Annotated in this window: 22 protein-coding genes; 3 read left to right on the forward strand and 19 right to left on the reverse strand. The window is 67.7% G+C overall.

All coding sequences use genetic code 11. From position 1 onward, the window contains the following. Positions 1-7: 7 nt before the first annotated feature. Both AB9O74_RS09500 and AB9O74_RS09505 read right to left on the reverse strand, forming a co-directional pair. A complete protein-coding gene (locus tag AB9O74_RS09500; protein ID WP_369349142.1) occupies positions 8-928 on the reverse strand; it encodes an alpha/beta fold hydrolase in 921 nt (306 codons plus the stop codon). Positions 929-1,049: 121 nt separating this feature from the next. Continuing rightward, positions 1,050-1,940 carry a TIGR01777 family oxidoreductase gene (locus AB9O74_RS09505; protein ID WP_369349143.1) on the reverse strand — a complete coding sequence of 297 codons (891 nt, stop codon included), beginning with the start codon at positions 1,938-1,940 and terminating at the stop codon, positions 1,050-1,052. A gap of 125 nt (positions 1,941-2,065) precedes the next feature. On the opposite strand from AB9O74_RS09505, the gene metF reads away from it, so the two are divergent. Both metF and AB9O74_RS09515 read left to right on the forward strand, forming a co-directional pair. After that, entirely contained in the window at positions 2,066-2,893 is an 828-nt protein-coding gene (gene metF, locus AB9O74_RS09510; protein ID WP_369349144.1) for a methylenetetrahydrofolate reductase [NAD(P)H], read from the forward strand. 50 nt (positions 2,894-2,943) lie between these two features. Continuing rightward, entirely contained in the window at positions 2,944-3,510 is a 567-nt protein-coding gene (locus tag AB9O74_RS09515) for a hypothetical protein (RefSeq protein ID WP_369349145.1), read from the forward strand. Here AB9O74_RS09515 and AB9O74_RS09520 read toward each other — a convergent pair. The 3 genes from AB9O74_RS09520 to AB9O74_RS09530 all read right to left on the reverse strand — a co-directional run bounded on the left by AB9O74_RS09520 (position 3,500) and on the right by AB9O74_RS09530 (position 8,822). Beyond that, a complete protein-coding gene (locus AB9O74_RS09520) occupies positions 3,500-4,459 on the reverse strand; it encodes a Nudix family hydrolase (protein ID WP_369349146.1) in 960 nt (319 codons plus the stop codon). The two genes, AB9O74_RS09515 and AB9O74_RS09520, sit on opposite strands and share 11 nt — an antisense overlap. Before the next feature lie 511 nt (positions 4,460-4,970). Further along, on the reverse strand, positions 4,971-7,703 hold the full coding sequence (secA, locus tag AB9O74_RS09525) for a preprotein translocase subunit SecA (RefSeq protein ID WP_176990391.1): 2,733 nt from the start codon (positions 7,701-7,703) through the stop codon (positions 4,971-4,973). A gap of 168 nt (positions 7,704-7,871) precedes the next feature. Continuing rightward, a complete protein-coding gene (locus AB9O74_RS09530) occupies positions 7,872-8,822 on the reverse strand; it encodes a M23 family metallopeptidase (RefSeq protein WP_019182479.1) in 951 nt (316 codons plus the stop codon). A 12-nt stretch (positions 8,823-8,834) separates the two neighbouring features. Between AB9O74_RS09530 and AB9O74_RS09535 the strand changes: the two genes are divergently transcribed. Beyond that, entirely contained in the window at positions 8,835-9,275 is a 441-nt protein-coding gene (locus tag AB9O74_RS09535) for a DUF721 domain-containing protein (protein WP_026069663.1), read from the forward strand. Positions 9,276-9,571: 296 nt separating this feature from the next. Here AB9O74_RS09535 and lpxC read toward each other — a convergent pair whose 3' ends face one another. From lpxC to rsmH, 14 genes are all read right to left on the reverse strand, one after another. Then, positions 9,572-10,483, reverse strand: a complete 912-nt coding sequence (gene lpxC, locus AB9O74_RS09540; RefSeq protein WP_176990393.1) for a UDP-3-O-acyl-N-acetylglucosamine deacetylase — start codon at positions 10,481-10,483, stop codon at positions 9,572-9,574. Between the two features lie 216 nt (positions 10,484-10,699). Continuing rightward, complete coding sequence (gene ftsZ / locus AB9O74_RS09545; RefSeq protein ID WP_176990394.1) at positions 10,700-11,932, reverse strand: cell division protein FtsZ; 1,233 nt, start codon at positions 11,930-11,932, stop codon at positions 10,700-10,702. A gap of 266 nt (positions 11,933-12,198) precedes the next feature. After that, positions 12,199-13,434, reverse strand: coding sequence for a cell division protein FtsA (ftsA, locus tag AB9O74_RS09550; protein WP_017355446.1), 1,236 nt, complete (start codon positions 13,432-13,434; stop codon positions 12,199-12,201). Next, positions 13,431-14,192, reverse strand: a complete 762-nt coding sequence (locus tag AB9O74_RS09555; RefSeq protein ID WP_369349147.1) for a cell division protein FtsQ/DivIB — start codon at positions 14,190-14,192, stop codon at positions 13,431-13,433. Before AB9O74_RS09555 ends, ftsA begins: the two co-directional genes overlap by 4 nt. Continuing rightward, positions 14,189-15,172 (reverse strand): D-alanine--D-alanine ligase, encoded by a 984-nt coding sequence (locus tag AB9O74_RS09560; protein ID WP_369349148.1) that lies wholly within the window; start codon positions 15,170-15,172, stop codon positions 14,189-14,191. The genes AB9O74_RS09555 and AB9O74_RS09560 overlap by 4 nt, the downstream gene beginning before the upstream one ends. Continuing rightward, positions 15,169-16,605, reverse strand: a complete 1,437-nt coding sequence (gene murC / locus AB9O74_RS09565) for a UDP-N-acetylmuramate--L-alanine ligase (RefSeq protein ID WP_176990397.1) — start codon at positions 16,603-16,605, stop codon at positions 15,169-15,171. The genes AB9O74_RS09560 and murC overlap by 4 nt, the downstream gene beginning before the upstream one ends. Positions 16,606-16,642: 37 nt before the next feature. After that, positions 16,643-17,737: an undecaprenyldiphospho-muramoylpentapeptide beta-N-acetylglucosaminyltransferase gene (murG, locus tag AB9O74_RS09570; RefSeq protein WP_369349149.1), complete on the reverse strand. Its 1,095-nt coding sequence runs from the start codon at positions 17,735-17,737 to the stop codon at positions 16,643-16,645. Beyond that, the gene (gene ftsW, locus AB9O74_RS09575) at positions 17,734-19,062 is read right to left on the reverse strand and encodes a putative lipid II flippase FtsW (protein ID WP_176990399.1); all 1,329 of its coding nucleotides are present in this window, start codon (positions 19,060-19,062) and stop codon (positions 17,734-17,736) included. The genes murG and ftsW overlap by 4 nt, the downstream gene beginning before the upstream one ends. Continuing rightward, positions 19,062-20,147, reverse strand: a complete 1,086-nt coding sequence (gene mraY / locus AB9O74_RS09580; protein ID WP_088433957.1) for a phospho-N-acetylmuramoyl-pentapeptide-transferase — start codon at positions 20,145-20,147, stop codon at positions 19,062-19,064. Before mraY ends, ftsW begins: the two co-directional genes overlap by 1 nt. After that, positions 20,137-21,531, reverse strand: a complete 1,395-nt coding sequence (murF, locus tag AB9O74_RS09585) for a UDP-N-acetylmuramoyl-tripeptide--D-alanyl-D-alanine ligase (protein ID WP_369349150.1) — start codon at positions 21,529-21,531, stop codon at positions 20,137-20,139. The genes mraY and murF overlap by 11 nt, the downstream gene beginning before the upstream one ends. Further along, complete coding sequence (locus tag AB9O74_RS09590) at positions 21,528-23,009, reverse strand: UDP-N-acetylmuramoyl-L-alanyl-D-glutamate--2,6-diaminopimelate ligase (RefSeq protein WP_369349151.1); 1,482 nt, start codon at positions 23,007-23,009, stop codon at positions 21,528-21,530. The genes murF and AB9O74_RS09590 overlap by 4 nt, the downstream gene beginning before the upstream one ends. Further along, a complete protein-coding gene (locus AB9O74_RS09595; protein ID WP_176990402.1) occupies positions 23,006-24,850 on the reverse strand; it encodes a penicillin-binding protein 2 in 1,845 nt (614 codons plus the stop codon). The genes AB9O74_RS09590 and AB9O74_RS09595 overlap by 4 nt, the downstream gene beginning before the upstream one ends. Then, positions 24,847-25,110: a cell division protein FtsL gene (ftsL, locus tag AB9O74_RS09600; RefSeq protein WP_123728341.1), complete on the reverse strand. Its 264-nt coding sequence runs from the start codon at positions 25,108-25,110 to the stop codon at positions 24,847-24,849. Before ftsL ends, AB9O74_RS09595 begins: the two co-directional genes overlap by 4 nt. Beyond that, the gene (gene rsmH / locus AB9O74_RS09605) at positions 25,107-26,075 is read right to left on the reverse strand and encodes a 16S rRNA (cytosine(1402)-N(4))-methyltransferase RsmH (protein WP_176990403.1); all 969 of its coding nucleotides are present in this window, start codon (positions 26,073-26,075) and stop codon (positions 25,107-25,109) included. The genes ftsL and rsmH overlap by 4 nt, the downstream gene beginning before the upstream one ends. Positions 26,076-26,088: the final 13 nt, after the last annotated feature.

The raw sequence follows: 26,088 nt of genomic DNA on the forward strand, positions 1-26,088 counted from the left end.
CTACCGGTCAGGGCGCTGCAGGCAGATCAAGGAAGCCCCGGATCTGCGTCTGCAGCCAGCGGGGATCATCCCACATCAGGAAATGGTAGCCGGCCCGACTCATCTCGATCCGCACGCCGGGCAGCGCGGCGTACTGGGTCGCAAACACCTGCCGCGTGCTGGCTTCGGTCGCACCGAACGGCTGATAGGCTGCCCACGCGCCCAGCACCAGCACCGGCGTGGTGATGCCGGCGATCGGCTGGCGCAGGTCGGTCATGGTCATCGAATACATCGCGTTGGCGGTGGTGGCGCGGTCACTGTCGCGTCCCCATTGCTTCAAGGTCGCGACGTGCCCGGGGGCGTGCGCCATGTTGGCGACCGCGGCATCGGTCTGCGCCGCGTACTGCGTGGCGTCGGCGGCGAGCATGCCGGCCCGCATCTGCTCGGCGATCGGGGTGAGCGTGGCTGGCGTTGCCGCCGGATTCTGGACCGCGCCGAAGTACGGCAGGGCATCGACGATCACCAGTGGCCCGATCTTCCGTGGCGCCGCGATCGCCATCTGCAGCGCCAGCACACCCCCGAGGCTGTGGCCGATCACGGCCGGATGATCGAGCTTGCGGTCCGCGCTGTAGGCCAGCAGGCGGTCACGCATGGCGCTCAGGAAATCATCGCTGGCCACGGCGGGCGCGCCGGCAAAGCCCGGCAGCTGGATCAGATGGCATTGCACCTGCGGCTGCAGCGCGGCGCAGGTCTCGCGCCAGACCTCGGCACCGCTGTTCAGGCCCGGGATCATCAGCACCGGCCGGCCGCTGCCGATCACCTCGACCTGCAGATCCTGAAAGCGCTCGGTCGCCGCGTGGGCCGGGCTGACCAGCGTGGCCCATGCGGTGAGGGCAAGCGCGCCCAACGGCGCGAGGGAGTGGATACGGTGGTGGCGGACGGTCGACATGGCAGGCTCCTGCTGGGTGAGCAGGGAGACTGGCGCGGGTCGAGTCGGCGGGGGTAATTAGATGAGCAGCGGCCGTAGACAGGCGATGAGCGGTCGAGTGAGGCGGATGAACATCCGCGCCTCAGCGTTCCGGCGCGCCCACGATCGCCTGCAGCGCCTCCGGCAGCGTCGGATACTGGAACGCAAAGCCCTCGGCCAAGGCGTGCGCCGGCTGTACGTTCTGTCCGGTCAGCAGCAACCCGGCCATTTCCCCGAAGCCCAGCTTCAAGGCGAACGCCGGGGTGGTCAGCCGCGCGGGGCGGTGCAGCACCTCGCCCAGCGTGGCGGCGAAGGTCCGGTTGGTGACCGTGCCGGGCGCGGTGCCGTTGTAGGCGCCGCGCGCCTGATCGCGGGTGAGCAGCCACAGGATCATCCCGACCAGGTCCTCGCGATGGATCCAGCTCATCCACTGCCGGCCATCGCCCATCGGCCCACCGAGCCCCATGCGGAACGGTGGCAGCATCTTCAGCAGCGCGCCGCCCTCGCGTTCGAGCACGATCCCGGTCCGCAGCACGCAGGTGCGCACGCCCAGATCCTCGGCCTTGAGCGCCTCGGCCTCCCACTGCCGGCACAGCATCGCGGCGAAGTCATGGCCGGGCGAGGCGGTCTCGTCCAGCGGTGCGCTGTCGCGCGGTCCGTACCAGCCGATCGCCGAGCCGGACACCAGCACCCTGGGGCGCTCGGGCAGCGCGGCCATCCACGCCAGCAGCGTCTGTGTGGTGCCGATCCGGGACTCGCGCAGCGCCTGCTTGCGCGCATCGGTCCAGCGGCCGTCCATCAATGGTTCGCCCGCCAGATTGACCACGGCCTGGACGGGGCCGACCTCCTCCAGCGCCGCAACGCTGCGTACGCCCGGCTGCGGGTCATGGCCAGGGCGGCGGGTCAGGACAATCGGATCGTGGCCGTCGGCCAACAGGCGCGTGCACAGGCGGCGTCCGATGAACCCGGTGCCACCGGTGACGAGAATCTGCATGGCCGTGCTCCGTTGAAGTTCACGGTCACTGTACCCGGCGCCATGTGCAGACGACATGCCACGCACTTCACATTCATCGCGATGAAGAGATATGATTCACCCACACCCGCCGACGCGCCCCGCCCATGACCGCCATCAGCTTCGAGTTCTATCCGCCCAAGACCGACGAGCAGCGTGCCCAGCTGGACCGGACCGCGGCCAAGCTCAAGGTGTTCGCGCCGGAATATGTGTCCTGTACGTTCGGTGCCGGCGGCTCGACGCTCAGCTACACCTCCGAGACCGTCCGTCACCTCAAGCAGCACCATGGCTTCGAGGCGGCTCCGCACCTGTCCTGCGTCGGTGGCAGCCGCGAGGAGATCCGCGAACTGCTCAAACTCTACCGCGCGATCGGGTGCCGCCGCATCGTCGCCCTGCGCGGTGACCTGCCCTCCGGCATGGGCCATCCCGGCGACCTGCGCTATGCCTCCGAACTGATCAGCTTCATCCGTGCCGAGCACGGCGATGCGTTCCGGATCGAAGTGGGCGCGTATCCGGAGACCCATCCGCAGGCCAACGACGCGCTGCTGGACCTGAAGCACTTCAAGACCAAGATCGACGCCGGCGCCGATGCGGCGATCACCCAGTACTTCTTCAACGCCGACGCCTACTTCCACTTCGTCGATGCGGTGCGCAAGCTGGGCGTCACCGTGCCGATCGTGCCGGGCATCATGCCGATCTCCAATTTCAGCCAGCTGCGGCGCTTCTCCGAGCAGTGCGGCGCAGAGATTCCGCGCTGGATCGGCAAGCGCATGCAGGCCTATGGCGATGATGCCGAATCGGTGCGCGCGTTCGGTGCCGAGGTGGTGGCCAGCCTGTGCGAACGGCTGGTCGCCGGCGGCGCGCCCGGCCTGCACTTCTACACCCTCAACCTGGCCAAACCGACCACCCAGGTGCTGAAACTCCTGCGCAGCTGAGCCTGCGACGCATCGCTTGCAGATAACGCGCGCGCCGCTACGCTGCTGCGATGAAACCGCTCGTGTGGCTCCTGCTGTGTGCGCTGTGCCTGCCCTCGCCGCCTGCGCTGGCGCAGGCAGCGCAGCGCGTGAACCGCTGCACCACCGCACAGGGCGACACCGTGTTCACCGACCGCCGCTGCGATGCACTGGGCGCGACCTCGCGGCTTCCCGCGCGCACGGCCAGCGTGGGCAACACCGGCATCTACCGCGCCGGCTGCGCGCGCCGGCTCAGTGAACTGACCGGGCAGATCCGCGATGCGGTCAGCGCCCAGGACGTCAACCGCCTGTCCTCGATCTACCTCTGGAGCAACGTCTCCAACGCCACCGCGAACCAGATCATCGGGCGGCTGGAATCCGTGGTGCAGCGCCCCCTGGTCGACATCGCCCCGGTCTACCCGGATGCCGCCCCGGTGCCGCTCGACCCCGGGCTCGTCGCCGTGGGCACGACGGAGGCACCGGCGCGACCGCGGCCGGTCGGCCTGCGCATTGAACAGACCCTCGGCAACACCGCCACCCCGGCCCGCACGGTATTCGGCCTGCGCCGTCAGTACGGCTGCTTCTGGATCACGCTGTAGCCGGCCACAGCGACCGGATCGCCGCGATGCCCTGCGCGCCATGCCGGCGCGCCTCGCCGATATCGCCGGGGGCCATTCCGCCCAGCGCGTACAGCGGCAACGACACCTGCTCGCGCAGCGCCTCGAAGGCCTCCCAGCCCAGCGGCGTGGCGTCCGGGTGGCTGGCCGTCGCCTGCACCGGCCCCAGCACCGCGAAATCACAGCCCAGCCGCTGCGCCGCCTGCAGCTGCGCCAGATCGTGGCACGACGCCGCCACCAGCTGACCGGCCGGTAGCGGCCGCTCATCCAGCGCCAGCAGCTGCTCACTGCCCAGATGCACCCCGACGCCCAGCCGTCCGGCCAGGTCGATGTCCCGGTTCAGCAGCCACTGGGTGCGCGGTCCATGCTGCTGGATCACCCGCTCGGCCAGCGCCACCTGCGCCGGGCTGGACGGCGTGCGCAGCTGTACCCGGCGCACCCCGCTCTCCAGGGCCTGCGCCAGGCGCCCCAGCCAGGCCTGGTGGACGCTGTCCTCCTCGCCCTCCAGCTCGGGGGTGATCAGGTACCGGTCCGGCTGCCGCAACGCCGCGACCACCGGCAGGTCCGCCGGCGGCATCGAATACCGGTGCAGCTTGTCCGGCGCCACCCAGGTGATCGCCTGGCCCTCACGGCCGCGCGGCGACCCTTTCCAGCCCTGGATGCGACGCACCTCCAGCCGGAGTCGCTTGTCCGGATAGATCTGCGGCACGTCCATGATCCACTCACCGACCTCGGCCTCGATCCCCAGCTCCTCGCGCAGCTCCCGCACCAGCGCCTCCTCCGAGGTCTCGCCGGGCTCCCGCTTGCCACCCGGGAACTCCCACAGGCCGGCCATATCGCGGTTCTCGGTACGACGGTTGAGCAGGATGCGGCCGCGGGCGTCGGTGATGACGCCGGCCACGACATGGATCGAACGAAGGGGAGATGACATACCCGGAGGATGCCCAAACCGGGGCACGTGACGCAATGCCCCGCCGGTTGGTCGTCCAGGCGCGGTGTTGATCGGGTGGCGTCTCCACTTGGGGCTGCCGCGAGCGTAAGGGCCCCGCAGCGACCCGCAGGCCCCTCGGCAAATGTCCCCCGGCCGCCGCCTGGCGGCGACGGCCTCCTCCTTGATTTTGCCCAGGAGCCTGCGGGCCGCTACGGGGCTCGCGCGCGTTGGGAGTGCGGAAAGCGGATTCTTCTGTGTGCGCCAGTGATCTGGACACGATGGGCCGCGCTGCGCTTGTGGGCGAAATCAAGGGGGAGGGGGCGGCCGCAGGCCGACGCCGGAGGACATTCGCCGGCAAGCGTAGCGCGGTCCATCGCTCGACCCACCATCCGCCGCGCCTGCAAAGAGCTCAGGGCGTGCGTCATGCTTGCCCCGGCTGGAAGGAAGAACCACAAAAAAGCCCCGCACAGGGCGGGGCTTCTTCAGCACGTCCAATCAGCCGATCAGCCGATCAGCTCAGCTGACCATGGCAGTGCTTGTACTTCTTGCCGCTGCCGCACGGGCACGGATCATTGCGGCCGACCTTCGGCTCGTCGCGGGTGACCTGCGGCACGCCATGCTGCGCCGCCTCCACCTCTGCCGCCTCTTCGTCCGCACTGTAGCTGCCGGCGTCCTGGTGCTGGAACTGCGACTGCAGCAGACGCGCCTCCGCCTGCTGGCGCTCGGCCTGCTCCAGCGCCGCCACTTCCTCTTCGCTGCGGATGCGCACGCGTGCCAGCAACGTCACCACTTCCCGCTTCACGTTCTCCAGCATCTCCGAGAACAGCTCGAACGCTTCCTTCTTGTATTCCTGCTTCGGCTGCTTCTGCGCATAACCGCGCAGGTAGATGCCCTGGCGCAGGTAATCCATGCGCGCCAAGTGCTCCTTCCAGCTCTGGTCCAGCACGGTCAGCATCACGTGCTTCTCCAGCGCGCGCATGGTCTCGTCGCCCACGCCGGCTTCCTTTGCGGCGAAATGCTCGTCGACCTTGGCCTGCACCTTCTCGGCGATGCCCTCGGCGTCCAGCTCCTCGTGTGCCTTGACCAGCTCGGTCAGCGACATGTCGATGCCGAAGTCCGAGGCCAGCGTCGCTTCCAGGCCCTGCAGGTCCCACTGCTCGTCGATCGAGTTCGGCGGCACGAAACGCGCCACCACGTCGAAGATCACGTCGCCGCGGATGCCATCCACGTTGTCCTTCACCGACTCCGCATCCAGCAGCTCATCGCGCTGGCTGTAGATCACCTTGCGCTGATCGTTGTTGACGTCGTCGAAGTCCAGCAGGTTCTTGCGGATGTCGAAGTTGTGCGCTTCGACCTTGCGCTGCGCCTTCTCGATCTGCCGGCTGACCAGGCGATCCTCGATGACGTCGTCTTCCTTCATGCCCATCATGCGCATCGCCTTCTGGACCCAGTCCGAGGCGAAGATGCGCATCAGGTTGTCTTCCAGCGACAGGTAGAAGCGGGACGAACCCGGATCGCCCTGGCGGCCCGAACGGCCACGCAGCTGGTTGTCGATACGACGCGATTCATGGCGCTCGGTGCCGACGATGTGCAGGCCACCGGCGGCCTTGACCGCGTCGTGGCGGACCTGCCACTCGGCCTTGACCTGGGCACGCTGTTCCGGCGTCGCGTCTTCGCCCAGCTCATGCAGCTGCGCTTCCAGCGAACCACCCAGCACGATGTCGGTACCACGGCCGGCCATGTTGGTCGCGATGGTCACCGCGCCCGGCATGCCGGCGTTGGCGATGATGGTCGCTTCGCGGTCATGCTGCTTGGCGTTGAGCACTTCGTGGTGCACGCCGGCCTTGCGCAGATGCTCGGACAGCATCTCCGAGGTCTCGATCGAGGTCGTGCCCACCAGCACCGGCTGGCCACGCTCGTTGCAGGCCTGGATATCGGCCAGCACCGCGTTGAACTTGCCGTTGCGGTTGAGGAACACCTGGTCCGAACCGTCCTTGCGGATGGTCGGGCGGTTGGTCGGGATCACCACCACTTCCAGGTTGTAGATGCTCTGGAATTCGTAGGCTTCCGTATCCGCCGTACCGGTCATGCCGGACAGCTTCTTGTACATGCGGAACAGGTTCTGGAAGGTGATGCTCGCCAGGGTCTGGTTCTCGCGCTGGACCGGCACGCCTTCCTTCGCTTCCACCGCCTGGTGCAGGCCATCGGACCAGCGGCGGCCGGCCAGGGTACGGCCGGTGAATTCATCGACGATCACCACTTCGCCATCGCGCACGATGTAATCCACGTCGCGCTGGTAGATGGCATGCGCGCGCAGGGCGGCATTGAGGTGATGCACCACGGTCAGGTTCTGCGCGGCGTACAGGCCTTCGGTCTCGGCATTGAGGATGCCGGCTTCGACCAGCAGCGCCTCGGCATGCTCCATGCCCGCTTCGGACAGATGGACCTGCTTGCCCTTCTCGTCGACCCAGAAATCACCCTCGCCTTCCTCGGCCTCCTGCTTGATCAGGTGCGGGACGACGCGGTTGACGCGGATGTACAGCTCCGGGGAATCATCGGCCGGGCCGGAAATGATCAGCGGGGTACGGGCTTCATCGATCAGGATCGAGTCGACCTCATCGACGATCGCATAGTGCAGGCCGCGCTGGTAGCGGTCCGCACGGGACAGCGCCATGTTGTCGCGCAGGTAATCGAAGCCGAATTCGTTGTTGGTGCCGTAGGTGATGTCGCTGGCATAGGCCTCGCGCTTGTCACCGTGCGGCATGCCCGGGTAGACCACGCCCACGCTCATGCCCAGCCAGTTGTAGAGCTTGCCCATCTGCGCCGAGTCACGGCGGGCCAGGTAGTCGTTCACGGTGACCACGTGGACGCCCTTGCCTTCCAGCGCATTGAGGTACACCGGCAGCGTGGCGACCAGGGTCTTGCCTTCACCGGTCCGCATTTCGGCGATCTTGCCCAGGTGCAGGACCATGCCGCCGATCAGCTGCACGTCGTAATGGCGCATGCCCAGCACGCGGCGGCTGGCTTCACGGCAGACCGCGAACGCTTCGGGCAGCACCTTGTCCAGGGCCTCGCCGTCAGCGATGCGCTGCTTGAACTCCGGGGTCTTGGCCTTGAGCTGCTCGTCGGAGAGCTTTTCGATTTCCGGCTCCAACGCATTGATCTTGGCGACGATGCGGTTGAGCTGGCGCAGCTGTCGTTCATTACGACTGCCGAAGACGCGGGTAAGCAGGCTGTTGATCATTGAAGGAACCGGTTGGAATGAGACGCCCCAACGGCGGCGCTCTCCCCGGGGGATGCGCACGCCGCAAACGAAACAGGGCGCACTGCGCCCTGTCTATGGCAACACCCATTGTAGCTTGGGACGGGGGTCCGGCGTTTCAAGCACCCCCGTTCAAGTTCGTTACCGTGATCAGCCCCGCGAAACGCGGCCGACCGGGGTGTTGCCGCCATCACCGAGGAACTTGCGCGGATTGACCACCTGGCCGCGTTCCCAGACCTCGAAGTGCACGTGGGCACCGGTGGAACGGCCCGTGGAACCGGCCTTGGCCACTTCCTGGCCGGCCCGGACGAGGTCGCCCGGCTTCACCACCAGGCGCGAATTGTGCGCATAGCGGGTCACATAGCCGTTGCCATGGTCCACATCGACCACGTTGCCGTACCCGCCCTTCACGCCGGCGAAGCTGACCACGCCGTCGGCCACCGACATCACCGGGTCACCGACCTTGGCGTGGAAATCCATGCCCTTGTGGGTGGCCGCACCGCGACCGAACGGATCGCTGCGGGTGCCGAAGTTCGAGGTGATGTAGGTATTGCGGATCGGCATGCGCGAGGGCACGGCGTTCTGTTCGAGCTGGTGGTCGAACATCAGCGATTCCATCACCGACAGCTGGCGGCCTGAAGCAGCGAAGCGCTGCTCCAGCACCTGTAAGTCGGCGTTGACCGCGCTGACCGGGATGTCCTGGGTCGGCCCGGGCTCGCCTTCACCGAGGCCGGGGGTCTCGTTGAAGTCGAATTCGCCGTCCTCCAGTTTGCCCATCTGGGTGAGTCGTTCGCCCAGGGCATTGAGACGGGTGGCCTGCGCCTGCAGCTCGCCCATCCGCGCAGCCAGCGCGTTGACCTGGGTCTGAGCGTCTTTCTGGGCCTGCGCCAGTTCGCGTTCCTGCTGTGCGACCTTGGCGTGGAGCCGGGAATCGTTGAACATGCTGCCACCGATACCGGCACCGAAGCCGATCAGGCAGCCCACCCCCAGCACACTGCCCAGCAGGGCACGGGGGGAATCTTCGAAGTAGAAACGCAAACGCGCCAGCGGCGTCTTGGCCTGTCCTTCACGCGTTTTGATTACGATCTTTTTGAATGCCATCAGTGAGTTTTCATGTCTGAGCCGAAATCCAGTGCCCGTTCCCCATCCACGCCGAAGCCGGCGCTGGATGCGGTCATGGCGGACAAAGCCGGTAACCCGCTGCGTCGTGCCCTGTGGCTCGACGCGCTGGACCGTCAATTGCGCCCCCATTTGCCGCCTGCACTGGCCACCCGTTGCCGGCTGGCGAATGTAAACGGCGAGCACCTCGTTTTTCTCGTCGAATCTCCCGTGTGGCACGCCAAGGTCCGGCTTGCCGAAGCACAGTTGATCGACGCGGCCCGGTCCATCGGGCTGAAGGTCACCAAGGTGACCGTCAAAACAGCATCTGCCCCTCCCCCACGCTCCCCAGCGATCGACAACAGGAATGGCCCCCACGCTGTTTCAGCCGCCACGCACAAAGGGCTACGCGACGCGTTGGCTTGTCTGCGCGATGTGGATTCCTCCAAATCGTGAAGCCATCGGGGCATCCCGCCCCTTCCCGGCCGCGTCACGATCACGTGAACTTTGGCTGGGAGCCGGTCTGCACTGTAGCGGCCGAACCGCCGCCAGTCGTTAGTGTTTTATTAAATTAGCGTTAAATCTGGCAAGAACCTTGATGAGGTTCACAAATCTGTGCGCTGTGCACCCCTACGGTTCATTGACGTCAAGATCACGCCGGTTTCAGCCCGCCGTCACCGCTGGAAACAGAAACGGCGCCCTGGGCGCCGTCTTGTTTTGTTCCAAATCAATGAGTTGCAGCGAAACCGCGCTCAGGCGTACGCCGGCAGGCCGTAGACCACCGGCGCCGCAGCAGCCGGAGACTCGTAGCTGACCCACTCCCAGGCGCTGGCATCGGCCAGCAGGGCACGCACCAGCTTGTTGTTGAGCGCATGGCCCGACTTGAAGCCTTCGTAGGCACCCAGCACCTGGCCGCCGGCCAGGTACAGATCGCCGATCGCGTCGAGGATCTTGTGGCGCACGAACTCATCGGCGTAGCGCAGGCCGTCGTCGTTGAGCACCCGGAACTCGTCGAGCACGATGGCGTTGTCCATCGAACCGCCCAAGCCCAGGTTGCGCTCGCGCATGTATTCCAGATCCCGCATGAAGCCGAAGGTCCGGGCGCGCGAGATTTCCTTGGTGTAGGCCAGGGTCGAGAACTCGATTTCCGCCCGCGACTGCTTGGCCGGGATCATCGGGTGGTTGAACTGGATGGTGAAACCGAGCTTGTAGCCTTCGTACGGCTCGAAGCGGGCGACCTTGTCGCCATCGGTGACTTCCACCGTCTTGAGAATGCGCAGGAAACGTTTCGGCGCGTCCTGTTCGGCGATGCCCGCCGACTGCAGCAGGAAGACGAACGGGCCGGAGGAACCGTCCATGATCGGCAACTCGGCCGAGGACAGCTCCACGATGATGTTGTCCACACCCAGGCCGGCCAGGGCCGACATCAGGTGTTCGACGGTCTGGATCTTGGCCTCGTGATAGGTCAGGCCGGTGCACAGCGTGACTTCGGTGACCAGGTCCGCGCGTGCGGGCACTTCCACCACCGGGTCCAGATCGACGCGACGGAACACGATGCCATGGTTGACCGGGGCCGGGCGCAGGGTCATGTAGACCTTGTCACCGCTGTGAAGGCCAACGCCGGTGGCGCGGATCGTGTTCTTGAGGGTGCGTTGCGGAATCATCGGGGGGCAGGACCAGAAAGCGCGCGGTCAGCGCGGCTGTGACAAACAAGAATAACACGCACTACCGCTGTCCCTTCCGTGAACCGTGGTGCGTCGACAGCACTGCCCGGACGTGCGTGATGCACGACGGCGGTCAGACTGCCGGGCCGATCCTGGCCCGGCAGCATGGGACATGGAGGCGCTTACCGGGGAGGACAAGGCCCCGGCATGCGTTGCTCAGTCCGCCTGGCGGCGCAGGAACGCCGGGATGTCCAGGTAATCGTTGGGCAGTTCAGCAGCGGCCGGACCCGACGCGCTCGGGGCGGTCGGCGCCACGGTGTCGGCGCTGGGACGACGCAGGCCCATGCCCATGCCCATCCCGCCCACGGCCTTGGAGACCGCATCGCCGCCGTTGTCGAACTCGCCGAATTCCGGCTGGCCGGTGGTGGCGTTGCGGACCAGCTTGATCGGTGCGCGCTCGCCCGGACGCTGGGTCTTGGCGGTGACGGCACGGTTCAGGCCGGTGGCGACCACGGTCACGCGGACTTCGTCCTGCATGTCCGGATCCAGCACGGTACCCACGACCACGGTGGCATCTTCGGAGGCGAAGCCGTCGATGGTGCGGCCGATCTCGTCGAACTCGGCCATCGTGAAGTCGGCGCCGGCGGTGATGTTGACCAGGATGCCGTTGGCACCGGCCAGGTTCACATCGTCCAGCAGCGGGTTCTGGATGGCGGCTTCGGCCGCGGCCTGGGCGCGGTCATCGCCACGCGCGGTGCCGGTGCCCATCATCGCCAGGCCCATTTCGGACATGACGGTGCGGACGTCGGCGAAGTCGACGTTGATCAGGCCCGGACGCACGATCAGGTCGGCGATGCCCTGCACGGCGCCCTGGAGGACGTCGTTGGCGGCACGGAAGGCCTGGATCATGGTGGCGTTGCGGCCCAGCACGGTGATCAGCTTTTCGTTCGGGATGGTGATCAGCGAATCGCAATGCTGGCTCAGCTCTTCGATGCCCTTCAGCGCGACCTGCATGCGGCGACGGCCTTCGAACGGGAACGGCTTGGTGACCACGGCGACGGTCAGGATGCCCATCTCCTTGGCCAGCTGCGCCACGACCGGGGCTGCGCCGGTACCGGTGCCGCCGCCCATGCCGGCGGTGATGAACACCATGTCCGCACCCTGCAGGGCGTCCATGATGCGCTCACGGTCTTCCAGCGCGGCCTGGCGGCCGACTTCCGGATTCGCGCCTGCGCCCAGGCCCTTGGTGACGTTGGTACCCAGCTGCAGCTGCAGCTTGGCACCACAGTTCTTGATGGCCTGCGAGTCGGTGTTGGCAGTGATGAATTCCACGCCATCCACACTGGTGCTGACCATGTGCGCCACGGCGTTGCCGCCGCCGCCGCCCACGCCGATCACCTTGATCACCGCATTGGGTGCCATCTTTTCAATCAGTTCGAAATGCGCCATGTCCGTGTCCTCTTGTTGCCGTTTACGCGGGACGGGGGCTTCGGAGAATCCTTCTCCTGTCCTCCCCACCGTCGTGCCGGCGAGTTGTAGTTGGTATGCCGGGCCGGATAGAGCCAACCGCGGCGGTGTTGCCTGCTTCAATGAACGACCCGGGGGCCGGTGGTGCTGCATCGCGTTGCGGGTGGTGCCGGTGTTGCGTGGACTACGTGGATTTTTCGGGAACTGCTTATCGCGTATTGCATGTGTACTGCGTGTTGCGACCGCGATCAGAATTCGCCGCGGAACCAGGTTTTGAGTTTCTTGAACATGCTGCCGGCGCGGCCGGTGGGCAGCGACGGGCGACGCGGGTGTTCGATCTGGCTGCCCATCAGCAGCAGGCCGACGCCGGTGGCATGCACCGGGTTGCCGACCACTTCGCCCAGCCCGGTGACGTGCTGCGGGATGCCCACGCGCACCGGCATCTGCAGCATTTCCTCGGCCAGTTCGACCACGCCTTCCATCTTCGAGGCGCCACCGGTGAGCACCATGCCGGCGCGCACCAGTTCCTCGAAGCCGGAGCGGCGCAGTTCGGCCTGCACCATCTCGAAGATTTCCTCGTAACGGCCCTGCACCGCCTGGGCGAGTGCGTGGCGCGGCATCCGGCGCGGCGGACGATCGCCGACGCTGGGCACCTGGATGCTTTCCTCGGCGGTGGCCAGCTGGGCCAGGGCGCAGGCATAGCGCACCTTGATCTGCTCGGCTTCCGGGGTCGGCGTGCGCAGCATGTGCGCGATGTCGTTGGTGACGTGGTCGCCGGCGATCGGCAACGACGCGGTGTGGCAGATCGCGCCCTGCACGAACACGGCCAGGTCGGTGGTGCCGGCGCCCATGTCGACCAGCACCACGCCAAGCTCTCGCTCGTCGGCGGTCAGCACGGCCACGCTGGAGGCCAGCGAGGACAGCACCAGGTCATCGACCTGCAGGCCGCAGCGCTGCACGCACTTGGAGATGTTGGCCGCGGCCGACTGTGCGCACACCACCAGGTGGGCGTGCACTTCCAGGCGGACGCCGGTCATGCCGACCGGGTTGCGGATGCCTTCCTGCGAATCGTCCAGCACGTACTCGCGCGGGATCGCATGCAGGATCTTCTGGTCGGCCGGGATCGCCACCGCCTTGGCCGCGTCCAGCACGCGATCCAGGTCGCCCCAGGTCACTTCGCCGTCGCGGATCGGCACGATGCCGGGCGAGTTCTTGCATTGCACGTGGTTGCCGGAGATCGAGGCGTACACCGAGCGGATCTCGCAGCCGGCCATCAGCTCGGCCTCTTCGACCGCACGCTGGATGGACTGCACGGTCGATTCGATATCGACCACCACGCCGCGCTTGAGACCGCGCGATTCGTGCGAGCCGATGCCGATGACCTCGATCGGATTGCCCGGCGAATACTCGCCGACCAGCGCCACCACCTTGGAGGTGCCGATATCCAGACCGACGATCAGTGATTTGTCACCCTTGCGATTCATGTCCTGTCCTGCGTCCTGTGCGCCACATTGGCCGGCGCGGCCGGTGCGGCCGGTGCGGCCGGAGCCGGGGTACCCCAGCTCAGCGTGAAACCATTGGTGTATCGGAGGTCGGCGCGCTCGATCGGCGCCGCCTGGTTGGCCAGCTGCGGCAGCACGCGCACGAAGCGCTGCAGGCGCGAACGGGCATCGTCGCGGCCGACGACCACTTCGGTGCCGTTGCTCAGCACCAGCGACCAGCTGCCGCGTGCGTCCATGGTGACCCGCTTGACGTCCACCCCGGCCGGCGCGAACAGCGCGCGCGCATCGTTGTAGAGCGACACCACTTCTTCGGTCTGGCTGTCCGGACCATCGAGGTCGGGCAGCTCCAGGTCCTGCAGCTTCTTCGGCGTGGCGAACAGCTTGCCCTGCTCGGAGAGCAGGCGGTCATTGCCCCAGCGCGCGAACGGCTTGTGCTCGACCAGGGTGATTTCCAGCACGTCGGGCCACTGCTTGCGGACCTGTGCGCTCTCGACCCACGGCAGGGTTTCGATCGCGTCCTGCGCATCCTGCAGCTTGACCGCGAAGAAACCGGACTTCGCATACGGCAGCACGACCTGCTGCAGCTGCTCGGCCGGCACCCGCTTGAACTCACCGTGCACGCGCAGCTTGGCCAACGGCCACCGCTCGGCACCGACCCAGCCGTTGAGCACCGCCACCACGGGCAGTGCCACGACCGACAGGGCCAGCAACCAGACGAAGATGCGCAGCACCGCGTTCATGCGTGGCGGTGCTCCTGCGCTGCGTGACCCGGCAGGGTCTGCTCGAGCACGCGCCAGACCAGCTCTTCAAAGCCGATCCCGGCCTGGCTGGCCGACTTGGGCACCAGCGAATGGCTGGTCATGCCCGGTGCGGTGTTCACTTCCAGCAGGTAGAAGCGGCCCGTGGCGCGGTCGCGCATCACGTCCACCCGGCCCCAGCCACGGCAGCCGGCGGCGCGGAACGCCGCCAGTGCGAGGCGGCGGATCTCGATTTCGTCTTCACCATCCAGGCCCGGGCACAGGTACTGGGTGTCCTCGGCGATGTACTTGGCGTTGTAGTCGTACCACTGGCCCTTGGGCACGATGCGGATCGACGGCAGCGCCTGGTCGCCCAGGATCGCCACGGTCAGCTCGTCGCCGACCACCATCTGCTCCATCAGCAGCTGGCCGTCGTAACGCACCGCCAGCGCGACCGCCTCATCCAGCCCGGCGTCTTCGGTGACCCGGCTGATGCCGACGCTGGACCCTTCGTTGGCCGGCTTCACCACCACCGGCAGGCCGAGTTCGGCGGCGGCGGCGTGGACATCGGCGGCCTCGTCCAGCGCGATGAAGCGCGGGGTCGGCAGGCCGTGCGACAACCACACCTGCTTGGTGCGGATCTTGTCCATGCTCAGCGCCGAGCCGAGCACGTCCGAGCCGGTGTACGGCACGCCGAAGGCTTCCATCAAGCCCTGCACGATGCCGTCCTCGCCACCGCCGTTGTGGCCGTGGAGGATGTTGAACACGCGGTCGAAGCGCTTCTCGACCAGCGCGAGCGCCAGGGCCGGGATGCCGTCGACCGCGATCGCATCGACGCCGCGCGCGCGCAGCGCTTCGATCACGTTGCGGCCGGAATCCAGCGAGACGTTGCGCTCGCTGGAGGTACCGCCCAGCAGCACGGCGACGCGGCCGAACAGGGCCGGGTCGGTGATGCGCAGCGGCGGGAAGGTCAGCGCGTTCATGCCGCCGGGGTCTCCTGGAAGCCTTCGCCGGCGATCTGCTGGGCGATGTAGCCGATGTCACCCGCCCCCATCATCAGCAGCAGGTCACCGTCCTGCAGGACGTCGGGCAGCACGTGCGCCAGTTCGGCGGCATTGCCGACCACGACCGGCTCGCTGCGGCCGCGCGCGCGGATGGCGCGGGCCAGCGAACGCGAATCGGCGCCCGGGATCGGCGCTTCGCCGGCCGGGTAGACCTCGCTCAGCACCAGCGCGTCCACTTCGGACAGCACCGCGGCGAAGGCATCGAACTGATCGCGGGTACGGCTGTAACGGTGCGGCTGGAACGCCACGACCAGGCGCTGGCTCGGCCAGCCTCCACGGGCGGCGGCGAACACGGCGGCCAGCTCACGCGGATGGTGGCCGTAGTCGTCGATCACGCGGACCTTGGCGCCGGTGTGCGTGGTGACGATGCCCAGGTCATTGAAGCGACGGCCGATGCCGGCGAAGCTTTCCAGCGCACGCGCGATCGCTTCCGGCGCCACGCCGAGCTGCCAGCCCACGGCCGCGGCGGCCAGCGCATTGAGCACGTTGTGCGCGCCCGGCAGGGCCAGCGTCACCGGGTGGCTGCTGCCTTCCGGCAGGCGCAGGGTGAAATGCATGCGCGGGCCGTCCTGGACCACGTCTTCGGCACGCACATCGGCGTTGCTGCTCATGCCATAGCTCATGACATGGCGCGGCGTCTGCGCGGCCAATGCGGCCACTTCGGGATCGTCGATGCACAGCACCGCCAGCCCGTAGAACGGCAGGCGCTGCAGGAATTCGGCGAACGCAGCCTGGACCCGGGCGAAATCGTTGCCGTAGTTTTCCAGGTGGTCCGAATCGATGTTGGTGATCACCGACACCAGCGGGTTCAGGCGCAGGAAGCTGCCATCGCTTTCGTCGGCTTCAGCCACCAGCCACTGGCCACCGCCGAGCTTGGCGTTGGCACCGGCGGCGAGCAGCTGGCCGCCGATCACGAAGGTCGGGTCCAGCCCGCCTTCGCTCAACACCGCGGCGGTGAGGCTGGTGGTGGTGGTCTTGCCATGCGTACCGGCCACCGCGATGCCGCGGCGGAAGCGCATCAGTTCGGCCAGCATCGCCGCGCGCGGCATGATCGGAATGCGCTGGCTGCGCGCTTCCATCAATTCCGGATTGTCATCGCGGATCGCGCTGGAGACGACCACGCAGTCGGTGCCGAGCACGTTGGCCGCCGAGTGGCCGCGCATCACGCGCGCGCCCAGGCCGGCCAGGCGGCGGGTCGCGGCGTTGTCGGCGTTGTCCGAACCGGAGACTTCATAGCCCAGGGTCAGCATCACTTCGGCGATGCCGCTCATGCCGGTGCCGCCGATGCCGACGAAGTGCACGCGCGGGAACGCGCGTACCAGGTCGTTGGTGTCGTGGAGGCGGCGGATCATGCGCGGCCTCGCGCCAGGCTGGCGCGCGTAGCGGTGTTCATTTGGATTCCTCGAGAATGATGTCGGCGATGCGCTCAGCGGCATCGACCTTGGCCAGGGCACGCGCGGCGTTGGCCATCTGCATGCGTCGGGCGGAATTTTCGGACAATTCGCGCAACACGCCTTCCAGCTGTGTCGCCAGCGTTTCATCCTGCTTCAGCAACACGGCAGCGCCGCGCTCGACCAGATACTCCGCATTGCGGGTCTGGTGATCGTCGACGGCCGCCGCGAACGGTACCAGCACGCTGCCCACGCCGACCGCGCACAGCTCGGCCAGGGTGGAGGCGCCGGAGCGGCACACGACCAGATCGGCCCAGGCGAATGCCTCGGCCATATCGGCAATGAACGGTTCCACGCTGGCCTGCACGCCGGCATCGGCATACGCCTGCAGCGCTTCGGCGTGCAGCTTCTCGCCGCTCTGGTGGCGTACCTGCACCGGCATGCCGGCGCCCAGCGCGGCCAGTGCCTTGGGTACCGCGTTGTTGAGCACGCGTGCCCCCTGGCTGCCACCCAGCACCAGCAGGCGCAACGGACCCTGCCGGTTGGCCAGGCGCAGCTCCGGCGGGGTGATCGCGGCGATCTCGGCGCGGACCGGATTGCCGACCGCCTCCTCCCGCTTCGCGAAGCTGCCCGGGAAGCCGGCCAACACGCGACGCGCGACGCGCGACAGCACGCGGTTGGTCAACCCCGGGGCGCGGTTCTGTTCGTGCACCAGCAGCGGCAGGCCGTGCAGGTGCGCGGCGATGCCGCCGGGGCCGGAGGCGTAACCACCGAACGCAATCACGGCACGCGGCTGGCGGTCACGGATGAGGAAGCCGGCCGCGCGGACCGCGCGCAGCAGGCGGAACGGCGCGCCGAGCAGGGACAGCCTGCCCTTGCCGCGCAGGCCGCCGATGGCCAGCGTATCGATGTGGATGCCCTGCTGCGGCACCAGGCGCGTTTCCATCGCGCCATCGGCACCGAGCCAGGTGACCGGCACGCCGCGTTCGCGCAGCACCTTGGCCACGGCCAGGCCGGGGAAGATGTGCCCACCGGTGCCGCCGGCCATGATCATGACCGGGCGCTGGGAGGGATCGAGGCGAGGCGTGCTCATCCCATCCTCCCCAGGGTCGGTTCGATGCGCTGCTGCATGCGGCTGGTGCCACGGGGCGCGCTGTCACGCGGTGCGGCATCGCGCGCGGCGCTGTCCTGCATCGCCGCGGCGATCGCGCTGGCGCTGTCGGCCTTGGGCACGTCGCCCGGCAGCGGGCCATCCTGGTCGGCGCCCATGCGCACGGCCTGGCGGCGCTCGGCGCGATCCAGTTCATAGGACACGCGCAGCAGCAGGCCCATCGCCACGCAGGTCATCAGCACGCTCGAGCCGCCGGAGGAGATCAGCGGCAGGGTCAGGCCCTTGGTCGGCAGGATGCCGAGGTTGACCCCGATCGAGACGAAGCTCTGCATGCTGATCCACAGGCCGATGCCGAAGGCGATGTAGCCGGAGAAGTGGCGCTTCATTTCCACGCAGCGCATGCCCAGCCAGAAGGTGCGGCCGACCAGCAGCGCATACAGCGAGATGATCAGGCAGGTGCCGAGGAAACCCAGCTCCTCGGCGGTCACCGAGAAGATGAAGTCGGTATGCGCTTCGGGCAGGTAATAGAGCTTCTGCACCGAATTGCCCAGGCCCACGCCGGTCCACTCGCCACGGCCTACGGCCATCAACGCATTGGACAGCTGGTAGCCGTCACCCTGCTGATCGGCCCACGGGTCCAGGAAGGAGGTGATGCGGCGCATGCGGTACGGCTCGATGATCGCCAGCGCGCTCATGCCGACCATGCCGATGATCACCGGCATGGACATGCGCGGCATGTTGACCCCACCCAGCACCAGCATGCCGGCGGTGATCGCCAGCAGCAGGGTGGAGGAGCCGAAGTCCGGCTGCAGCAGCAGCAGCACGACCAGCGCGCCGGCCACGCCGAGCGGCTTGAGCATCGCCGGCCAGGTGGCATTGACCTCGTCGCGGAAGCGGACCAGATAGCTGGACAGCCACACGATGTAGAGCACCTTGACCGCTTCGACGGTCTGGAACTTGGAGATGCCCAGGTTGATCCAGCGGCGGGCACCGTTGACGCTGCTGCCCAGGCCCGGGATGAACACCACCACCAGCAGCGCGAAGCAGCCCAGCAGCAGGATCTGGTTGTACTGCTCGATGCTCTTGAGCTCGGTGCGCATGGCGATGATCGCCAGGCCGATACCCACCGCCAGGAAGATCAGGTGGCGGTTGAGGTAGTAGAACGGGCTGCTCATCAGCGCGATCGAGCTCGACGCGACCATCACCACGCCCAGCCCGGTGAGCGTGATGATCGCGCCCAGCAGCCACTTGTCGAAGTGGCCTCCGATGGCTTCCAGGCGGGTGGCTTGGCGCGACAGGTCGTTCATCAGCGGACCTTCAACGTGGCCAGGCCGATCAGGACCAGCACGACCGAGATGATCCAGAAGCGCACGATCACGCGCGGCTCCGGCCAGCCCTTCAGTTCGAAGTGGTGGTGGATCGGCGCCATGCGGAACACGCGCTTGCCGGTCAGCTTGAACGAGGCGACCTGGATCATCACCGACAGGGTCTCGATCACGAACACGCCGCCCATCACCACCAGCACCAGTTCCTGGCGGGTGATCACCGCGATCGTGCCCAACACCGCACCCAGCGCCAGCGCGCCGATGTCGCCCATGAAGACCATGGCCGGATAGGTGTTGAACCACAGGAAGCCCAGGCCCGCACCGGCGATCGCCGCGCAGATGATGACCAGCTCACCGGCACCCGGGATCTGCGGGATCTGCAGGTAGCTGGAGAACACCACGTTGCCCGAGGCATAGGCGAACACGCCCAGTGCGCACGCGACCAGCACCGTCGGCATGATCGCCAGCCCGTCCAGGCCGTCGGTCAGGTTGACCGCGTTGGAGAAGCCGACGATCCAGAAATACGCGATGGCCACGAAGCTGATGCCGGCCAGGGGCAGCGCGATCGACTTGAACATCGGGATGTAGAACGTCATCGCCGCCGGGACATCGGCGGTGTAGAACAGGAACAGACCCGCAGCCAGGCCGAAGATCGACTGCAGCAGGTACTTCCAGCGCGACTTCAGGCCGTTCGGGTCGCGGCGGACGATCTTGATCCAGTCGTCGTACCAGCCGATCGCGCCGAAGCACAGCATCACGGCCAGCACCAGCCAGACATAACGGTTGCGCAGGTCAGCCCACAGCAGCACCGACAACGTGATCGTCAGCAGGATCAGCGAGCCGCCCATGGTCGGGGTGCCGGCCTTGGCGAAATGGGTCTGCGGACCATCCGTACGGATCGGCTGGCCACCCTTGAACTGGGCGAGCTTGCGGATCATCGCCGGGCCAAGCCACAGCGACAGGAACAGGGCGGTCAGCGCCGCGAGGATGCCGCGCAGGGTCAGGTAGCCGAACAGCCCGAACAGGCTCTCCAACTGCTGCAGCCATCGGGCCAGTTCAAGCAACATTGGGGGTTTCCTCTCCTTGCGCGAGCAGCGCTTTGACGATCGTGTCCATGGCGCTGCCACGCGAGCCCTTGACCAGGCAGCGCACGCCGGCATGCAGTTCGCTGGCGAGCGCGGCGGCCAGGGCCTGGTGGCTCTGGAAATGCTGGCCGCCTTCACCGAAGGCGGTCGAAGCGGCGGCGCTCAGCGGGCCGAGCGTGTACAGCCGCTTCAGGCCGGCCTCGCGGGCACGGCGGCCGGCCTGGGCATGCAGCGCCTCGCCGTCCGGGCCGAGTTCGCGCATGTCGCCCAGCACCAGCCAGCCTTCTTCCTTCGCGCCGGCCAGGGCATCGATGGCGGCCGCCAGCGAGCCCGGGTTGGCGTTGTAACTGTCATCGACCAGCACCGCACCGCTCGGCAGCTGGTGCGCGATCTGGCGGCCCGGGACCGGCTCGGCGCGGGCCAGCCCGGCGGCGATCTGGGCCACCGTGATGCCCGCGGCCAGCGCCAGCGAGGCGGCGGCCAGCGCATTGCTGATGTTGTGCCGGCCCGGCAGGCCCAGCGTGATCTCTGCATCGCCCTGCGGCGTGGACAGCACGAACTGGCTGCCCTGCGCGGCCGGACGGATCGCACGCGCGCTGACATCGGCGCTGTGGTCCAGGCCGTAGCGCAGCACGCGGCAGCGCGGTGGCTGGCCGACGATGTGCTGTTCGAACCAGATCCCGAAGGCGTCATCGGCATTGATCACGGCCACGCCATCGGAGGGCAGCGCCGCATAGATCGCGCCCTTGGTGGTGGCCACGCCCTGCAGGCTGCCCATGCGCTCCAGATGCGCCGGGGCGATGTTGTTCACCAGCGCGTAGTGCGGGCGCACGATCTCGGTCAGGTAGGCGATGTCGCCCGGCTTGCCGGCGCCCATCTCGTAGACGGCGAAATCGGCGTCTTCGGGCGCATCGAGCACGGCCAGCGGCAGGCCGATCTCGTTGTTGCGGTTGCCCGGGTTGGCGTAGACCACCTTGCGGTCGTCATGCGCGACCTGTTCCAGGATCGCCAGCAGCAGGCTCTTGACGCTGGTCTTGCCGTTGCTGCCGGTGATCGCGAACACCGCGGTGTCGCGGTCGCGCTGCATGCCGGCGGCGATACGCCCCAGGGCATGCTCGCTGTCGGCGACCACGATCTGCGGCAGCGCCACATCCAGCAGGCGCTCGACCAGCATCGCCGAGGCACCGCGCGCCAACGCGTCGGCCGCGAAGTCATGGCCATCGAAGCGCTCGCCACGCAGGGCCACGTACAGGCTGCCCGGGGCGAGCGTGCGGGTGTCATTGCTGATGGCATCGATGGCGGTGTCTTCGCCATGGATCTCGCCACCGGCCCAGTGGGCGATCAGCGACAGCGGGGTGCGTTTCATTCGTCCACCCCCGCGCGCGCGGCCAGCACACGGCCGGCCACTTCGGTGTCATCGAAGGCGTGCTTGACCCCGTGGATCTCCTGGTAGGGCTCGTGGCCCTTGCCGGCGATCAACACGATGTCGCCCGCGCCGGCCTGGCCGATCGCGGTGGCGATCGCGGCGGCGCGGTCGCGCTGCACGGTGACGGCAGCGGGTGCATCAAATCCTTTGAGGATGTCGGCCACGATCACGTCGCCGTCTTCGCCGCGCGGGTTGTCGTCGGTGACGATGACCACGTCGGCATGCCGTTCCGCGATGGCGGCCATCTGGGGACGCTTGCCGGTATCGCGTTCGCCGCCGCAGCCGAACACGCAGACCAGCCGCCCGGCCAGATGGCCCTGCACGCTGGTCAAGGCCTGTTCCAGTGCATCCGGGGTGTGGGCGTAATCGACCACGACGGTGGGCAGGCCGCCCTCACCGCCCAGGCGGTTCATGCGGCCGGCGATCGGCTGCAGCTGCGAGAGCAGCCCGGCGATCGCGGCCGGGGCGTGGTCCAGCGCATACAGCGCACCGGCGACCGCCAGCAGGTTGTCGACATTGAAACGCCCCAGCAGCGGCGACTGCACCGGATGCCGCTGGCCGTCGACCATCAGGTCGAAGGCGATGCCGCGGCCGTCCAGGGTGAGCGAATCAGCGCGCAGAGTGGCCTGCGCGGCACCGCGCGAGCTCACGCCGATCGGGCGCACGCTGTCGCCGACGGTGCGCAGCAGTTCGCTGCCGAAGCTGTCATCCAGATTGACCACGGCGGCCTTGAGTCCGTCGCGATGGAACAGCTTGGCCTTGGCCGCGCCGTACTGCGCCATGTCGCCGTGATAGTCCAGATGGTCGCGGGTGAGATTGGTGAACACCGCCACGTCGTAATGGACGGCATCCACGCGGCCCTGGTCGAGCGCGTGCGAACTGACTTCCATCGCCACGGCCTGTGCTCCGCCATCGCGCAGCTGGGCCAGAACGTCATGCATCTGCAGCACCAGCGGCGTGGTGAAGCCGGTCGGCACGACATCGCCATACAGACCGACGCCCAGCGTGCCGATGCTGCCACTGCGGGTGCCGAGCAGGTGCCAGGCCTGGGCCAGCAGTTGTACGGTGGAGGTCTTGCCGTTGGTGCCGGTCACGCCGACCATCGTCATCGCGCGCGAGGGATGGCCGTGGAACTGGTCGGCCATCGCTCCCATGCGGTTGCGCAGGCCCGGCACGGCAATCGCATCGACCGGCGCAGGCAGCTCGGCCGGGGCCGGCGGGTCGAACAGGATCGCCCCGGCGCCATTGGCGCGGGCCTGGTCGACAAAGCCCAGCCCGTGCGCGCCGAAACCGGCGATCGCCACGAAGGCATTGCCCGGGCGCACCGCGCGGCTGTCCAGCACCAGGCCGGTGATGGTCGGGTCGTGGCTCAGCGCCACATCGGGAAGCAACTGCGACAGCAACATCATCTGGCTCATTGCGTGCCTCCCTGCGCGGGCGGCACTGTGGCGTGCGCGCTGGGCAGCGCGGCATCGAATTCTGCGGCGGCGTCGGGCGCAATCACCGTTTCCGGTGGCGGCGTCGGCAACGACGAGGCGGTATGCCCCAGCTTTCCGGACTGCTGCGCGGCCAGCCACGACTCGATGTCATCCGGCGGCACGTCCATCAGGCGCAGCGCGCCCTCCATGACGTTGTGGAACACCGGCGCGGACACCAGGCCGCCGTAGTACTTGCCGCCCTGCGGGTCGTTGATCACGATCACCGTGGCGAAGCGCGGATTGGTGGCCGGCACCACGCCGGCGAACAGCGCGTTGTAATGCCCGCGCTCGTACCCGCCCGGCCCGGCCTTGCGGGCTGTACCGGTCTTGCCGGCCACGTGGTAACCCAGCACCGCCGCCTGCTTGGCGCCGCCCTGGGTGACCACGGTTTCCATCATCGCCACCACGTCCTTGGCGATGTTCTCGTCGATGATCTGCTTGCCTTCGTTGCGCTGGCCCTTGACGAAGGTCGGCGCGATCAGCTTGCCGCCGTTGCCCAGCGCCGAATAGGCGGTCGCGATCTGCAGCGGGCTGACATTCAGGCCGTAGCCGTAGGACATGGTGGTCTTGGACGAACCACTCCAGCGCGCCGGGCGCGGCAGCACGCCGGCCGATTCGCCGGGGAAGCCACTGTGCGGGGCGACGCCGTAGCCGAAGCTGTGGACGTGGTCGTAGAAGACCTGGTCCGGCATCTTGGCCGCGATCTTGGCCGCGCCGATGTTCGAACTGCGGGTGATCACGCCGGTGACGTTGAGCACGCCGTTGTTGCGCGGCACGTCCTTGATGGTGAAGCGCCCCACCGCCATGTAGCCGGGGTTGGTGTCCACCGTGGTGTCCTTGGTGACCACGCCGGACTGCAGCGCCGAGGCGATGGTCAGCGGCTTCATGGTCGAACCCGGCTCGACCAGGTCGGTCACCGCGCGGTTGCGGCGGGTATCCGGCGCGGCGCCGCCGACGGCGTTCGGGTTGTAGGTCGGCAGATTGACCATGGCCAGCACTTCGCCGGTGGCCACGTCCATGATCACCATCGAACCGCCGGCCGCCTTGTTGGCGATCAGCGCATTGCGCAGCTCCTTGAAGGCCAGGAACTGGATGCGGCGGTCGATGCTGAGGGTGAGGTCCTTGCCCGGCTCGGCGGCGCGCAGCAGATCGCTCTCCACCGTGTCGCCCTTGCGGTTGCGGATCACGCGCTTGGCGCCGGCCTTGCCGCGCAGCCATTCGTCGAAGGCCAGCTCCAGCCCTTCCTGGCCGCGGTCGTCGATGTTGGTGAAGCCGAGCACGTGCGCCATCGCCTCACCCTGCGGGTAGAAGCGGCGGAACTCGCGCTGCGAGGCCACGCCCGGGATCTTCAGCGCGACCACTTTTTCCGCGTCGTCCGGATTGATCCGGCGGCGCAGGTACATGAATTCTTTATCGGCCTTCTGCGAGAGCTTGGAGGTCAGCTCGTCCAGCGGCATGCCCAGCGCGGTCGCCAGCTCGGGGATGCGGTCCGGCGAGCGCAGCAGTTCCTGCGGGTTGACCCAGATCGAGGCGACCGGAGTGGACACCGCCACCGGCTCGCCATTGCGGTCGGTGATCATGCCGCGCGAGGTGTTGATCGGCAGTTCGCGCAGGTAACGGGCTTCGCCCTGGCGCTGGTAGAACTCGCTGTTGATGATCTGCACGTAGGCGGCACGGCCGACCAGCGAGACCGAACACAGGCCGAGCGCCAGCCCCACCCACTTCAGGCGCTGGCGGAGGTTGAAGCTGTTGCGCGCACGATTGCGACCCGACTTGTTCATGGCCGGATCACCACGACATCGGCCGCTTCGGGGAACTTCATGCCCAGGCGCTCGCGGGCAACGCGGTCGACCCGGGTCGCCTCGGCCAGCGTGGCCTGCTCGAGCTGCAGGCGACCGAACTCGATGTTGATCTCATCGCGTGCACGCTCGACCCGGGACAACTCCACGAAGGTCTGGCGGTGGCGATGGCGCATGAACACCACACCGATCGCCGAAGCGATGGTGCAGGCCAGCAGCACGATCAACAGCAGGCGGCTCATCCGGCCACCCCGCGCTTTTCGGCGACGCGCAGCACGGCGCTGCGTGAGCGCGGATTGACCGCCAGCTCGTCGTCTTCGGCCTTGATGGCGCCACCGTGCAGGTCCAGCGTCGGCACGAACGCGGCCAGCTCGGGCAGCCGGCGATTGCTCGGCGGGGCTTTGGCGTGCCGGTTCATGAACTGCTTGACGATGCGGTCTTCCAGCGAATGGAAGCTGATCACCGCCAGCCGGCCACCGGGCTTGAGCCGCGCCATCGCCGCGTCCAGGCCCGCCTCAAGGTCAGCCAGTTCGCGGTTGATATGGATGCGGATCGCCTGGAAGCTGCGCGTGGCCGGGTGGATCTTGTCCTTGCCACGCGGCATCACCGAGGCGATCAACTCGGCCAGCTCGGCGGTGCGGGTGAAGGGTTGCTTGTCGCGGCGGGCGACGATGGCCTTGGCGATGCGGCGGCCCTGGCGCTCTTCGCCGTAGGTCCACAGCACGTCCATCAGCTCGCGCTCTTCAACGCGGTTGAGCCACTGAGCCGCGCTTTCACCGCTGTCCGGGTCCATGCGCATGTCCAGCGGGCCGTCCTTGCCGAAGCTGAAACCGCGCTCGGCGACATCCAGCTGGGGCGAGGACACGCCCAGGTCGAACAGCACGCCGTCCAAGCCCCCGGCGGTGGCGTCCCAGTGCAGCAGATCGGCGAAGCTGCCACGGAAGATGGAGACGCGCGGGTCCGGCGCGAAATCACGCTCGGCTACCGCAATCGCCTCGGGATCCTTGTCCATGACCAGCAGCCGGCCTCCAGGACCGAGTTGCTCGAGCACGCCGCGCGCGTGACCGCCACGACCAAACGTGCCATCGAGATACACTCCGTTTTCGATCACCTTCAGGCCATCCAGGACCTGCGTGTACAGGACCGGCAGGTGGCCCGCCGGCGACTGCGACACCGGAAGGTGACCGGTCTGCGCTGCTCCGCGCATCCGGGCACCCCGG

The sequence above is a fragment of the Stenotrophomonas sp. JAG2 genome (genome assembly GCF_041080745.1).
In the GTDB taxonomy this organism is placed as follows: domain Bacteria; phylum Pseudomonadota; class Gammaproteobacteria; order Xanthomonadales; family Xanthomonadaceae; genus Stenotrophomonas; species Stenotrophomonas maltophilia_AA.